The 13843-nt window shown below is 66.5% G+C and carries 11 protein-coding genes, 1 tRNA gene and 1 pseudogene; 4 read left to right on the top strand and 9 right to left on the bottom strand.

Going from position 1 to position 13843, the window contains the following annotated elements; all coding sequences use genetic code 11:
- Positions 1–51: 51 nt before the first annotated feature.
- The 7 genes and pseudogenes from AB4061_RS20430 to gloB form a co-directional block, all read right to left on the bottom strand.
- The gene (locus tag AB4061_RS20430) at positions 52–1215 is read right to left on the bottom strand and encodes an acyl-CoA dehydrogenase family protein (RefSeq protein ID WP_441636937.1); all 1164 of its coding nucleotides are present in this window, start codon (positions 1213–1215) and stop codon (positions 52–54) included.
- A 15-nt stretch (positions 1216–1230) separates the two neighbouring features.
- Complete coding sequence (locus AB4061_RS20435) at positions 1231–2082, bottom strand: enoyl-CoA hydratase family protein (protein WP_441636939.1); 852 nt, start codon at positions 2080–2082, stop codon at positions 1231–1233.
- A 52-nt stretch (positions 2083–2134) separates the two neighbouring features.
- On the bottom strand, positions 2135–2935 hold the full coding sequence (locus AB4061_RS20440; RefSeq protein WP_441636941.1) for an SDR family NAD(P)-dependent oxidoreductase: 801 nt from the start codon (positions 2933–2935) through the stop codon (positions 2135–2137).
- Positions 2936–2937: 2 nt separating this feature from the next.
- A complete protein-coding gene (locus tag AB4061_RS20445) occupies positions 2938–5337 on the bottom strand; it encodes a bifunctional salicylyl-CoA 5-hydroxylase/oxidoreductase (RefSeq protein ID WP_441636943.1) in 2400 nt (799 codons plus the stop codon).
- 198 nt (positions 5338–5535) lie between these two features.
- Positions 5536–7479 (bottom strand): annotated as a pseudogene (locus AB4061_RS20450) (propionate--CoA ligase); the annotation flags it as partial.
- Between the two features lie 191 nt (positions 7480–7670).
- A complete protein-coding gene (locus AB4061_RS20455; protein ID WP_441636945.1) occupies positions 7671–9362 on the bottom strand; it encodes a transglycosylase SLT domain-containing protein in 1692 nt (563 codons plus the stop codon).
- A 192-nt stretch (positions 9363–9554) separates the two neighbouring features.
- Complete coding sequence (gloB, locus tag AB4061_RS20460) at positions 9555–10358, bottom strand: hydroxyacylglutathione hydrolase (protein WP_441636947.1); 804 nt, start codon at positions 10356–10358, stop codon at positions 9555–9557.
- Between the two features lie 10 nt (positions 10359–10368).
- Between gloB and AB4061_RS20465 the strand changes: the two genes are divergently transcribed.
- The 4 genes from AB4061_RS20465 to AB4061_RS20480 all read left to right on the top strand — a co-directional run bounded on the left by AB4061_RS20465 (position 10369) and on the right by AB4061_RS20480 (position 12708).
- Positions 10369–11160: a class I SAM-dependent methyltransferase gene (locus AB4061_RS20465; protein WP_441636949.1), complete on the top strand. Its 792-nt coding sequence runs from the start codon at positions 10369–10371 to the stop codon at positions 11158–11160.
- 108 nt (positions 11161–11268) lie between these two features.
- The gene (gene rnhA / locus AB4061_RS20470; protein ID WP_150983353.1) at positions 11269–11706 is read left to right on the top strand and encodes a ribonuclease HI; all 438 of its coding nucleotides are present in this window, start codon (positions 11269–11271) and stop codon (positions 11704–11706) included.
- A 72-nt stretch (positions 11707–11778) separates the two neighbouring features.
- Positions 11779–12501, top strand: a complete 723-nt coding sequence (gene dnaQ, locus AB4061_RS20475; RefSeq protein WP_441636951.1) for a DNA polymerase III subunit epsilon — start codon at positions 11779–11781, stop codon at positions 12499–12501.
- A 132-nt stretch (positions 12502–12633) separates the two neighbouring features.
- Positions 12634–12708, top strand: a tRNA-Val gene (locus AB4061_RS20480).
- Positions 12709–12953: 245 nt separating this feature from the next.
- Here AB4061_RS20480 and AB4061_RS20485 read toward each other — a convergent pair.
- Together AB4061_RS20485 and AB4061_RS20490 are read right to left on the bottom strand one after the other, a co-directional pair.
- Positions 12954–13547: a ParB-like protein gene (locus AB4061_RS20485; protein ID WP_441636953.1), complete on the bottom strand. Its 594-nt coding sequence runs from the start codon at positions 13545–13547 to the stop codon at positions 12954–12956.
- A gap of 143 nt (positions 13548–13690) precedes the next feature.
- Positions 13691–13831 (bottom strand): hypothetical protein, encoded by a 141-nt coding sequence (locus AB4061_RS20490; protein ID WP_441636955.1) that lies wholly within the window; start codon positions 13829–13831, stop codon positions 13691–13693.
- Between the last annotated feature and the right edge of the window lie 12 nt (positions 13832–13843).

Genomic DNA, 13843 nt, shown 5'->3' on the forward strand with positions numbered 1-13843 from the left:
TTCCTTCATTCTGGTGATGCTGGTCAGGGTTATCCGCTCGCGCCGGCCGCGTCAGGCGCGGTGCTGCGCCAGCGTTTCGCGCGCGATGATCAGCTTCTGCACTTCGGTGGCGCCCTCGTAGATCCGCAAGGAACGGATCTCGCGATACAGGCTTTCCACGCGGGTGCCAACCTTGACGCCGAGGCCGCCGAACATCTGCACCGCGCGGTCGATCACCTGCTGCGCGTTCTCGGTGGCCACCATCTTGGCCATGGCTGCTTCACGCGTGGTGCGTACGCCGGCCACATCGCGCAGCCACGCGGCGCGGTAGGTCAGCAGCGCCGCCGAATCGATGGCAGTGGCCATGTCGCCGATGGCGGCCTGCGTCAGCTGCAGGTCCGCCAGCACGCCGCCGAACATCGGCCGTGCGGTGGCACGGGCCAACGCTTCGTCGAGCGCGGCGCGGCCAAAGCCCAGCGAGGCGGCTGCCACCGACGCGCGGAAGATGTCCAGCGTCATCATGGCCACCTTGAAGCCCTGCCCTGCCTCGCCAAGCCTTGCGGTGACGGGCACTCGGCAGTTCTCGAAACGCAGCGTGGCAAGCGGGTGCGGCGCCATCACGTCGATGCGCTCGGCGATGGTCAGGCCCGGGGTGTCCGCATCCACGACAAACGCGGAGATGCCGCGCGCACCCGGCGCCTCGCCGGTGCGGGCGAAGACGCAATAGAAGTCAGCGATGCCGCCGTTGGAGATCCAGGTCTTGACGCCATCGAGCACGTAGTGATTGCCATCCAGCACAGCACGGCATTGCATCGCGGCGACATCGGAACCGGCATCGGGTTCGGACAACGCGAACGCGGCAATCGCCTCGCCGCGCGCCACGCGTGGCAGGTAGCGTTCGCGCATGGCGTCGCTGCCGGCCAGCGTGATCGCGCCGCTGCCCAGGCCTTGCATGGCGAAGGCGAAGTCGGCCAGGCCATCATGGCGGGCCAGCGTCTCGCGCAGCAGGCACAGCGAGCGCGAGTCGAGCGTATCGAGCGCGCCGCCGTAGGCGGCTGGCACGCAGTAGCGCAGCCAGCCGGCCGCGCCGAGCTGGCGCACCAGCGCGCGGCAGGCGGCATCGGTGTCGCTGTGGTCGACCTTGAGCGAGGCCGTGGCCCACGCATCGAGCCGTTGCTCCAGTTCGCGGTGCGCGTCGTCGAAGAACGGCAGGGAGAGATAACTTTTGTCGGACATGGCTTGCTGTTCCTTTCAGTCGCCTTCGAACACCGGGCGCGTCTTGGCCACGAACGCGTCGTAGGCGCGGCGGAAATCCCGGGTCTGCATGCAGATGGCCTGCGCCTCGGCCTCGGCCTCGATGGCTTCGTCCAGGCCCATATTCCATTCCTGGTGCAGCAGCTTCTTGGTCACGCCGTGGGCGAACGTCGGGCCCGCCGCGATCTGCGCGGCCAGTGCCTGCGCCTCGGCGAGCACGGCGTCCGGCGCATGCAGCGCATTGAAGAAGCCCCACTGCAGCCCTTCTGCCGCGGTCATCGCGCGGCCGGTGTAAAGCAACTCGCTCGCACGGCCCTGCCCGATCACGCGCGGCAGCAGCGAGCAGGCGCCCATATCGGCACCGGCCAGCCCGACCCGCACGAACAGGAAAGCGGTCTTGGCCTGCGCCGTGCCCAGACGCATGTCCGAGGCCAGCGCCATCATCGCGCCGGCGCCGGCGCAGATGCCGTCGATGGCGCTGACGATGGGTTGCTGACAAGCCCGCATGGCCTTGATCAGGTCGCCGGTCATGCGCGTGAATTCCAGCAGCTCCGGCATGGTCATGCGCGTGAGCGGGCCGATGATTTCGTGCACATCGCCGCCCGAGCAGAAGTTGCCGCCGGCGCCGGTGATGACCACCGTCTTGATGTCGGTGGCGTAGCACAGGCCGCGGAACAGGTCGCGCAGCTCGGCGTAGGAATCGAACGTGAGCGGGTTCTTGCGCTCGGGGCGGTTCAGCGTCACGGTGCCGACCTTGCCGTCGGCCGAGACCGACCACAGGAAGTGCCGCGGCTGGTAGCCAGCGAAGCTGCGCTTGTGGTGGCGCATGTCCAGTGCTATTTCGCTCATCTCGTTTCTCGCTTGTTCATTCTGATTCTGGTTGGCTTGCATGCGTTGGCGTTCAACCCGCCATGACCTCGCCGCCGGCCACGGCGATCGACTGTCCGGTGATGGCGCTGGCCGACGGCTGGCACAGCCACGCCACGGCGTCCGCGACTTCTTCGGGCTGCACCAGCCGCCCCTGCGGATTGCCTTTGGCCAGTTCGGCACGGGCCTGCGCCTCGGTGCGGCCGGTCTTGCGCACGATGTTGGCGACCGCGTCGCGCACGATGTCGGTTTCCGTATAGCCGGGGCAGACGGCATTGACGGTGACTCCGCTGCTCGCCGCTTCCAGTGCCAGCGCGCGGGTCAGGCCAATCACGCCGTGCTTGGCCGCGCAATAGGCGCTCACATAGCCATAGCCCACCAGCCCGGCCGTGCTGGCCACGTTGACGATGCGGCCCCAGCCATTGGCCAGCATGTGCGGCAGCGCGGCCTGCGTGCAGAGAAAGGTGCCGGTGAGGTTGACCTCGAGCATGGATTGCCATAGCGCAAGATCGGTCTTGCCGAACGGCGCACTGCGCGCCTGGCCGGCATTGTTGATCAGCAGGTCGATGGGGCCAGCCTTGGCTGCGGCGTCGGCAAAGGCCGCTGCCACGCTGTCGGCCTGCGAGATATCCGCCGCCACRGTGCATAGCATGGCGGGCGACACGACCGCCTCGGCCAGCGTATCGGCGGTGGCCGCCAGTGTCGCCGCGTCGCGGCCCAGCAGGGTTACGCTAGCGCCGTGCGAGAGCAGGCGGCGCGCAATGGCAGCGCCGATGCCGCGCCCGCCGCCCGTGACCAGCGCGTGCCGGCCCTGCAGGGAAAGATGCGCATTCATGCTCAGTGATCCTCCGGCTGGCGGGCTTGCTGGGCTTGATGGGCTAGTTGCGCCGCTCGCTCCAGATTGGTCTCGAGCTGGCGCTTGCCTGCCTGGTATTGCTTGGGCCAGGCCAGGTCGCGATGACCAAGCCGCGCCGCTTCGTGAATGGTCCACGCCGGATCCGCCAGATGCGGCCGCGCAATCGCGCACAAGTCCGCACGGCCGGCGGCGATGATGCTGTCGACGTGATCCGCCTCGAAGATCGCGCCAACAGCGATGGTGGCGATGCCGGCTTCGTTGCGGATGCGGTCGGCAAACGGCGTCTGGTACATGCGGCCGTACACCGGTGCCTGGTCCGGGCTCACCTGCCCGGACGAGCAGTCGATCATGTCGGCGCCCGCAGCCTTGAAGGCGCGCGCAATCTCGATCGCGTCATCGGGCGTGATCCCGCCTTCGACCCAGTCGTGGGCCGAGATCCGCACGGACATCGGGCGCTCCTGCGGCCACACGGCACGCACGGCGGCAAAGACTTCCAGCGGGTAGCGCAGCCGCGCTTGCAGCGAGCCGCCGTATTCGTCGCTGCGCTGGTTGGTCAGCGGCGAAATGAAGCTGGAGAGCAGGTAGCCGTGGGCGCAGTGCAGCTCAAGCCAGTCGAACCCGGCTTCGGCAGCGCGCCGCGCGCTGGCCACGAAATCGTCGCGCACGGCGTCCATATCGGCGCGGCTCATCTCGCGCGGCACTTGCGAGATGCCCGGCATATACGGCAACGGCGATGCCGACAGCACCGGCCAGTTGCCTTCGGCGAGCGGATAGTCCATCTGCTCCCAGCCGAGTTGCGTGGAGCCCTTGCGCCCGGCGTGGCCGATCTGCATGGCGATGCGCGCGTCGCTGTTGGCGTGCACGAAATCGACAATGCGGCGCCAGGCATCGCGCTGCTCATCGTTCCACAAACCCGGGCAGCCCGGGGTGATGCGCGCATCCGGCGAGGTGCAGGTCATCTCCGCCACCACCATGCCGGCGCCACCGAGCGCGCGCGCGCCCAGGTGCGCCAGGTGGAAGTCGCCCGGCACGCCGCCGTCGCAGGAGTACATGGCCATTGGCGACACCACCACGCGGTTCTTCAGCGTGACATCGCGCACGCGGAACGGCGTGAACATCGGCGGCACGGCGCGGGCCTCTGCCACCTGTGCGGTGCTGTCGCCATTGGCGACGTTGACGGCCGCCTGCCCCGCCAGCCAGCGCTCGAAACCCTCGACGTAGCCGGGATCCCGCACGCGCAGGTTTTCGTGCGAGATGCGCTGCGAGCGCGTCAGCAGCGAATAGGCGAACTGCTCCGGTGCCATGCCCGCGTAGCGCTCGACATTTTCGAACCACTCGGTGGAGTTGCGCGCGGCATTCTGGATCTTGAGCACTTCTACGCTGCGGGTGGCCTGGTAGCGCTCCAGCGCCTGCGGCAGCACGTCGGCGCCGCCCGCGCCGGCATCGCGGATATTGTTGGCCAGGTCGATGGCGTCTTCCAGCGCCAGCTTGGTGCCGGAGCCGATCGAGAAATGCGCGGTATGCGCGGCGTCGCCCATCAGCACCACCGGCACGCGGCGGCCATCGGCCAGCGTGTTCCAGCGCACCCAGGTGCCGCAAATCACGCGGGGGAATCGAATCCAGTTGGCGGAGCCGCGCAGGTGCGTGGCGTTGCTGATCAGCGCATTGCCATCGAGGTAGCGGGCGAACAGCCGTTCGCAATAGGCTACCCCTTCCTCCTGGCTCATCTGCTCGATGCCGGCGGCACGCCACACGTCTTCGGGTGCCTCGACAATAAACGTCGACGTGTTGTCGTCGAAGCGGTAGGCATGGGCCTGGAACCAGCCGTGCTCGGTTTTTTCAAAGGCGAACGTGAAGGCGTCAAACAGCTTGCGCGTGCCGAGCCAGACAAAGCGGCACAGGCGCGTATCGATATCGGGCTGGAAGGTCTCGGCATAGCGCCCGCGCACGCGGCTGTTGATGCCGTCGGCGGCAATCACGAGGTCGGCCCGGTATTGCTGCGCCAGTTCCTGGTCGTCCGCCACGTCGGTCTCGAACACCAGGTGCACGCCAAGCGCCTCGCAACGCGCCTGCAGGATGTTGAGCAAGCGCTTGCGGCCGATGCCGATAAAGCCATGCCCGCCGGAGCGCAGCGTGCGCCCGCCGATATGGATATCGATATCGTCCCAGTGGTTGAACGCCGCGTTGATCTGCTCCGCGCTGACGGGGTCGGCCTGCTTGAGGTTGTCCATGGTGGCATCGGAGAACACCACGCCCCAGCCAAAGGTGTCATAGGGCCGGTTGCGCTCCACCACGTAGACCTCGTTGGATGGGTCCCGCAGCTTCATCAGCAAGCCGAAGTACAGGCCCGAGGGGCCACCGCCGATACAGAGCACTCGCATTTTTTCGTCTCCTGCGTGCCGGCTTGCGCCCTGGGATTCTGAGTTCCAGGAGCGCCGTGCGGCACATACGATGCGCGGGAGCGCATCTAGATCATGCTTAAATATTTGATGCTTAAAATATTAGTCCGCATGCGCGCCCCTGGCAAGGACAATCTTTTGCGCAGTGCAGCGCCCGCCGGAAGGCGGGCGCCCGTGCCTTTAGCCTTGCATCGCCGCCTGCAACTGCGCGAGTGCGGTCGGATCCTCAATCGTGGTCAGGTCGCCCGGGTCGCGCCCTTCCGCCACCGCCTGCATGGCGCGGCGCAGCAGCTTGCCGGAGCGCGTCTTGGGCAGCGCATTGACAAAGAACACGCGTGCCGGGCGCGCCACCGCCCCCAGTTGCTGGTCCACCGTCTTCATCACGTCGCCCTCCAGCACCAGCCGCTCTGCCTGGGTGGCGGTACGGCCCGCGTCGCGCACGATCACGAAGGCCATCGCCACCTGGCCCTTGAGCGCATCGTGCACGCCCACCACCGCCACCTCGGCCACCGCCGGGTGCGACGAAATGCTCTCCTCGATCTCGCGCGTGCCAAGACGGTGGCCCGCCACATTGATCACATCGTCGGTACGGCCGAGGATAAAGATATAACCATCCTCGTCCTGCACGCCCCAGTCGAACGTGGAATAGCAGCGCCGTCCCGGCACGCCGGACCAATACGTCTTGACGAAGCGTTCGTCGTCGCCCCACACCGTGGTCATGCAGCCCGGCGGCAGCGGCCCGTCGATGGCGACCACGCCTTTCTGCCCCGGCAGGCATTCGGCCCCGGTGGCCTCGTCGACGATCTTCAGGTCATAGCCATACACCGGCACGCCCGGCGAGCCGAGCTTGGCCGGCAGCGGGTCAAGGCCGCGCTGGATGGCGATGATCGGCCAGCCCGTCTCGGTCTGCCAGTAGTTGTCCACCACCGGCTTGCCGATACCCTGCTGGATCCAGCTCGCGGTGGGCTCATCCAACGGCTCGCCGGCCAGGAACAGCAGGCGCAGGCTGGAGAGGTCGTAGCGCGTGAGCCAGGCCGGGTCCTGCTTCTTCAGCACGCGAATGGCGGTGGGCGCGCTGAACATGATGTTCACGCGGTACTGCTCCACCAGCTGCCACAGGATGCCGCCGTCCGGGCGGATCGGCGTGCCTTCGTACATGACCGTGGCCATGCCCGCCAGCAGCGGCCCGTAGACGATATAGCTGTGCCCCACCACCCAGCCGATATCGGAACTGGAGAACATGGTGTCGCCCGCCTTGCCGCAGAAGATGTACTCCATCGAGGCCGCCAGCGCGACCGCGTAGCCGCCGGTATCGCGCTGCACGCCCTTGGGCTTSCCGGTGGTGCCGGACGTGTAAAGCACGTAGGACGGCTCGCTCGATTCGAGCCACACGCACGGCACGCGCGCCGCGCCAACGCGTTCGCGCCAGGCGCCATAGTCTTCATCGCGGCCAGGCGTGCGCGTCATCGGGGAAAGCTGGCGATCCACCAGCAGCACGCGCTTCGGCTTGTGCGTGGCCAGTTTCACCGCCTCGTCCAGCAACGGCTTGTAGGGCACCACCTTGCCGGCGCGCGAGCCGGCATCCGCACTAACGATCACGCGCGGCTGCGCATCGTCGATGCGCGCGGCCAGGCTCACCGAGGCAAAGCCGCCGAACACGACGGAATGAATGGCGCCAATGCGCGCGCAGGCCAGCATGGCGAACGCGGCCTCTGGAATCATCGGCATGTAGATCAGCACGCGGTCGCCCTTTACCACGCCCAACCGCTGCAGGATCGCGGCCATGCGGTTGACCTCGCCGTGCAATTCGGCGTAGCTGTAGGTGCGGTGCTGGCCGGTTTCAGTCGATACGTAGATCAGCGCGGCCTGGTCCGCGCGCTCGGCCAGGTGGCGATCGACGGCGTTATGGCAAAGATTGGTGCGGCCACCGACGAACCACCGGGTGAATGGCGGGCGGCTGTCGTCCAGCACGGTGTCGAACGGGGTTTCCCAGTCGATGCGGCGAGCCTGTTCGGCCCAGAAGCCTTCAGGGTCGCTCAGCGAACGGGCGTGCAGGGCACGGGTGGCCGTCATGGCTTGTCTCCTCCGCTTGGATGCGGGCTGTAGATTTGTTGGTTTGCTAGTTTGTTGATTTGCTGCCGCTAGTTTGCCACCACTGGGGCGGCATGGCGCCTGGCATGCCGTGGCCGATCCGGGCCACAGGTTCCCGCAGTCTGGGCATGCCGCCTTACGCAAGTCTTACCCACGATACGCCGCACCAAGCAAAAGGGCGTGCCATTGGCACGCCCTTGATCTGGCTCAAACCCGCTACCGCTTCAGCGCGCGTGCACCTTGGTCCTTGCCGGCCCCGCCGCTGATTTGGTGGCCGGCTTCGCAGAGGCCGGCTTGGCGCTGGCCTTGGCTGCCGAAACGGTGGGCACGGGCTTGGCCGATGACCTTGCCGTGGCCGCGGCGCCCTTGCGTGGCGCAGCCTCGACCGTCACGCGCTGGCGCGGCGCGGCGCGTCCCTTGGCCGATCCCCGCACCGGCTCGGCCCGCACGGGGACCAGCGCGGAAGCGGTGGGTGCCGGGTCGGGCGCGCTGGCCAAGCGAGCCGCCGAGCGCGCCGGCACCATCAGCACCAGGCTCTGCCCCGCCACCAGCTTGGTGCCGGAGAGCTTGTTCCAGGCCTGCACCTGGCCAGCCGACACACCATAGCGATGCGCGAGCGTTGCCACCGTATCGCGCCGCCCGGCCCGCACCACCACGCGGCGTGCGTCGGGCACGTCTGGCTCCATGGCCATCGTGGCGCTTTCTGCCAGCGTGGCGCTGATGTCCTGGTTGTGATCCTCGGAGCGCGGCACTACCACCGTGGAGCCGGCCTTCAGCCGCATGCCTTTGGGAATGCGGTTGATCTCGCGAATCGTGTCCGCGTCGATATTCAGCCGTGCCGCCAGCGCCTCGATGCGCTCGCGGTTATCTACCGTCACGGCCGTCCAGCTCGACAGGCCGCCACGATAGGTGTTCAGGTTGTACTGGAAGCGCTCGGCGTTATCGAAGGGCAGCAGGATCTGCGGATTTGCCGCGCCCAGGATCACCGGCCGGTTGAAGGACGGATTGAGCGCCTTGAACTCGTCGAGCGGCAGGTTGGCGAGCTTGGCCGCCAGCTTGACGTCGATGTCGCGCGAGGTGGTCACCGTGACAAAGTACGGGTGATCCGGAATATCCGGCAACTTCACCCCATACAACTGGGGATTGGCAATGATGTTCTTGACCGCCTGCAGCTTCGGCACGTAATAGCGCGTCTCGTTGGGCATGTTCAGGCTGGCGTAGTCGGTCGGCAGCCCGCGCGCCTGGTTGCGCGCGATGGCGCGCGACACCGCGCCCTCGCCCCAGTTGTACGCCGCCAGCGCCAGTTGCCAGTCGCCGAACATGTCGTACAGCCGCTGCAGGTAGTCCAGCGCAGCATCGGTCGAGGCCAGCACATCACGCCGCTCGTCGCGGAACATGTTCTGCTTCAGGTTGTAGCTCTTGCCGGTGCTGGGAATGAACTGCCACATGCCGGCGGCCTTGGCGGTGGACTCGGCCTGCGGGTTGAACGCGCTCTCCACGAACGGCAGCAGCGCCAGCTCCGTGGGCATTTTGCGGCGCTCCAGCTCCTCGACAATGTGGTACAGGTAGCGGCTCGAGCGCCCCACCATCCGTTCCATGTATTCCGGGCGCTGCGCGTACCACTGCGTGCGATCGTCAACCAGCGTGCCTTCCAGGTCCGGCATGCCGAAGCCGCGGCGGATGCGGTCCCAGATGTCGCTCGACGGCCCGCGCAGCCAGTCCAGGCTGTCGCGGTCCACGTTGATGACACCTGCGCTGTTGATCGAATTGAGCGGATCGGGCTTGGAAATCGCAGGCCTGGAAGCGGAGGCGGTCGCTGTGGCGCCATCGGCGCCATCGGGCGGAGTGGGCGTGCTGGCACACGCTGCTAGCAGCGCGGCACACGCAACTACCGCCAGTAATCGACCAATTTTCATTAAGTTCTCAAATCGTGACGCTAAAAATTTGCCTGATGCTAAGAAAAAGCGGCTTTCGCGTCAATGAAATTCTCCCTGCCGCGGCACTGGGCCGAGGCCGGCAGGGACGTATCGGGTACGTGAAAAACGCCGTCCCGGCCAAGCGCGCCCAAGGCTTGCGGGCGCGCGCAAGGACGTAACGGCAAGCGGGAATCAGCGGAAATTATCTTTCCAGCCGCGCAGCGCGCCAAAGGCCGCCGCGTCATTGCCGGCCACCCCGCCGGCGTGGGCCGCCACCGCCTCGCGCACCGCGGGCACGCGCGAGCGCAGGAAGGGATTGACCTCGCGCTCCTGCCCGATGGTGGTCGGCACGGTCGGTGTGCCGGCCGCGCGCAACGCTTCCACCCGTGCCTCCCAGGCTGCCAGCTCGGCATTATGCGGCTCCACCGCGCGGGCGAACCGCACATTGCTGCGGGTGTACTCGTGGGCGCAGTACACCCGGGTGGCGCCGGGCAGCGCCGCCAGCTTGTCCAGCGACGACAACATCTGCGCCGGCGAGCCCTCGAACAGGCGGCCGCAGCCGCTGGCAAACAGCGTATCGCCGCAGAAGACCGAAGGCCCTGCGCCCGGCAGGTCCGCCACGTACGCGACATGGCCGGCGGTATGGCCCGGCACGTCGAGCACCTTGAGTTGCAGCGACGGGTGCGCCACGTTCACGGTGTCGCCCTCGCGCACCGCCACGGTACGAGCGCCGATGCGCTCGCCGGCCGGGCCAATGACCGGCAACGGGGCGCCATCCGGCGCGGTGGGATGCGCCGCCAGCAACGCGGCCGCCCCGCCCTGGTGATCGCCATGGTGGTGGGTGATTACAATAGCGCCCAGCGTCAGCCCCTCGCGTGCCAGGAAGGCTTCGACCGGCGCGGCTTCGCCCGGGTCGACCACGGCGGCGCAGTGACCGTCGTGGATTGCCCAGATATAGTTATCCTGGAATGCGGGAATCGGCTCCACCTTCAACATGCGTGCTCCTATGTCCAAGCGTCCGATTATAAATTGGGAAGACTGGCTTGCCTCGCCTCCCGGGCAATACATGCTCCAGTGGGAGCAGGCGCAGTACGACCGGATCGTGGTGGATATCTTCGGCTACCACGCGGTGCAGCTCGGCCTGCCGCACATCGACACCCTGCGCGAGAACCGCATGCCGTTCTCCGCCCTGGCCCTCGCCCCCGGCAACGGACCCCACGGCCCACGGGCCCAGGCCGATTCGCGCCAGTTGCTGTGCCGCTTCGACGAACTGCCGTTCGAGACGCAAAGTATCGATCTGATCACCCTGCCCCACATCCTGGAGTTTTCGGAAGACCCGCACGAGGTGCTGCGCGAGGTGTCCCGCGTGCTGATGCCGGAAGGCCGGGTGGTGGTGACCTGCTTCAACCCCATGAGCCTGTGGGGCGCCCGCCAAGGACTCAAGCGGCTCGGCGCCGACCCCTTCCTGCCCAACGACAGCCAGTCCATCGGCTTCGTGCGCATCAAGGACTGGCTCAAACTCCTGGGTTTCGATATTATCCGCGGCCGGTTCGGCTGCTATTGCCCGCCGTACCGCACGGAGCGCTGGCTGCAGCGCGCCGCCTTCATGGAGAAGGCCGGCGACCGCTGGTGGCCGATCTTCGGTTCAGTCTATATGATCTCGGCGGTCAAGCGTGTGCGCAATATCCGCCTGGTCGGCCCCGCCTGGAAGAGCCCCAAGGCTGCGCTGTCGCCAGTCGCAGCGCCAGTGGCGACGCCCACGGGCACCCACGGCAAGTCCCCTGGCGACGAGCATTAAGCGCCATTGAGCGCCATCAAGCGCTGCCGCGCCCCAATCACCCCGGTTGGCCCCGCCTCATCGCGGTGCCACCCTTAGCTTAGCCAATACCTAATGGAACCCAGCGAAATCGAAGACGTCATTATCTATTCGGACGGCGCCTGCAAAGGCAACCCCGGGCGCGGAGGCTGGGGCGCCGTGCTGGTGTCCGGCACCAACGAGAAAGAGCTGTTCGGCGGCGAAGCCCTCACCACCAACAACCGCATGGAAATGACGGCCGTGATCGAGGCCCTGCGCGCGCTCAAGCGCCGCTGCCGGATCAAGGTCTACACCGACTCCCAATACGTGCAGAAGGGCATCGGCGAATGGCTGCCGGGCTGGAAGGCCCGCGGCTGGAAGACCGCCGACAAGAAGCCGGTAAAGAATGCCGACCTCTGGCAGGAAATGGACAAGCTCGCGCAACAGCATGACATTACCTGGCACTGGGTACGCGGCCACAACGGCCACCCCGGCAACGAACGCGCCGACGCCCTCGCCAACCGTGGCGTCGACTCGCTCAAGGGATAGAGCCGGCCCCGTACGCCTCATAGCGCCCCACACCGGCCCGACTCCCCCGCCCCACCGGTTAGAATGCCCGCCATGCGACAGATCGTTCTCGACACAGAAACCACCGGCCTGAGCGCCGCCACCGGCGACCGCCTGATTGAAATCGGCTGCGTGGAGCTGCTCAACCGCCGCCTCACGGGCAGGCATCTGCACTTCTACGTCAACCCGGAACGCGATATTGACGAAGGCGCGATCGCGGTGCACGGCATCACCGTGGACTTCCTGGCCGACAAGCCCAAGTTTGCGGAAGTGGTCAACGAGATCCGGGACTTCGTCCAGGACGCCGAGCTGATCATCCACAACGCACCCTTCGACCTTGGCTTCCTCGACATGGAGTTCAAGCTTGTCGGGCTGCCGCCGTTTCGCGAGCACGCTGGCAATGTGATCGACACCCTGCGCGAAGCCCGCCAGATGTTCCCCGGCAAGCGCAACTCGCTGGACGCCCTGTGCGACCGCCTCGGCGTCAGCAACGCCCACCGCACCCTGCACGGCGCATTGCTCGATGCCGAACTGCTGGCGGAGGTCTACCTCGCCATGACACGCGGCCAGAACTCGCTGGTGATCGACATGCTCGATGGCGGCGGCGCCGAGAGCGACGCGGTGGCCGCCACCGACCTCTCCCGCCTCGATCTGCCCGTGCTGATGGCCAGCGAAGAGGAAGCCACCGCCCACCTCGCGGTGCTCAAGCAGCTGGAAAAGGCGAGCGGCGGCAGGGTCGTATGGAAGGAAGCACCGCCGGCGACGGAAGCGGCATAGACGGGACAGGATTGCCGCCCGCAAGCAGCCAACGGATTTTTTGCAGAAATTTCCAGGAAGGGCTTTACAAGATACAACGGCGCTGACATAATCTTGTTTCTCTGCAGCACAGCAGCAACAGCGCAGCAGCAGGGGTGGTTAGCTCAGCGGTAGAGCACTGCCTTCACACGGCAGGGGTCACAGGTTCAATCCCTGTACCACCCACCAAATTAGTGGCTAGCAACTGCCTACGTTGCCGAGAAACCCAGACAGCGAAAGCTCTCTGGGTTTTTTGTTGCCCTTGTTGCCCGGCATCAGCGCAACGCGCGCAATCGAGACTCAGCATCCCTGCCTTGGCACGGAGCGAGGCCGGGTTGCCCAGGCCGAGAGCGCCAGCTCAGCCAGTCATTAGCCGGTGCCTTGCTGCCAGAGGCAACATGGGCTTCGGCCCCTGCGGCTTCCTTTGGTGCCGACTACGCGGCGTATCCCGGCAGGCCGACAGCGAGCTTGCCTTTTGCCAGCGCGATGCCTCGCTGGACTGCCGCGTGGAAGTCAGCGCTAAGGCCCTCGACGGCGATGGAGCGGCGAAAGAAGTCCGCCCACACGAACTCCGCAAAGGCGGTAGGCGTCTTGGTGTAGCCACCAGCGTCTCGCACATACCCGGCCAGCGACCGATATGGATCGTCGACCAGTTTCTCCAGGTGGTGGGGAACCGCAGCGTAGCTGTGCCGTACGCCGTGTTCGTCCAGGGGATGAACCCATAGGCTCTTGTCCATCTCCACCCAGAAATCAATCTGCGCGCAAGCCGACAGATCGGCCTCCACGGTGAAAAAGCCATTGGTGACGCCGGCCTCCAAGGCCGCCCGCCCGAGATGATGGTGATCGGTAATGTAAAGCTTGCCGCCCGGCCCGTTGACCGCCGGGATCGGATGGGCCTGCAGGAACTCGCGCTGCTCGGCAGGCTTTAGCGAGGCCAGGTGCTTCTTTTTATCCTGCACTTCGATCATGCCCACCGTCAGCTGCGTCGGGTGAAGCTCATGAATCAAGGATTCGCGGACCGCCGACATGTTGCCCTCCTCTCCATATTTCTGCACCAGTTCTGCACGAGTTCTGCACAAGGCAAGATTAGCAGGCATAGCGCCAACAATCGGAACGAATAAGGGGTGGGTGCCGGTGATGCAGTCAAGCCGGAGGCGGGTTTYGCTCGCCGTCAGGTGCGCCGGTAGTGCCGTCGGCAATGCTGGATGGGTCTTCCGCGCGCCTTGGGGTCGCGATGAAAGATGGCCCGGATTGCGAACGCGTACACCCCGACGATCAGCAGGGCGGCGACAAGGAAGGGGAGAACCGGCATGACGGGCTCCGA

It is taken from the genome of Cupriavidus sp. YAF13 (assembly GCF_052113425.1).
In the GTDB taxonomy this organism is placed as follows: Bacteria; Pseudomonadota; Gammaproteobacteria; order Burkholderiales; family Burkholderiaceae; genus Cupriavidus.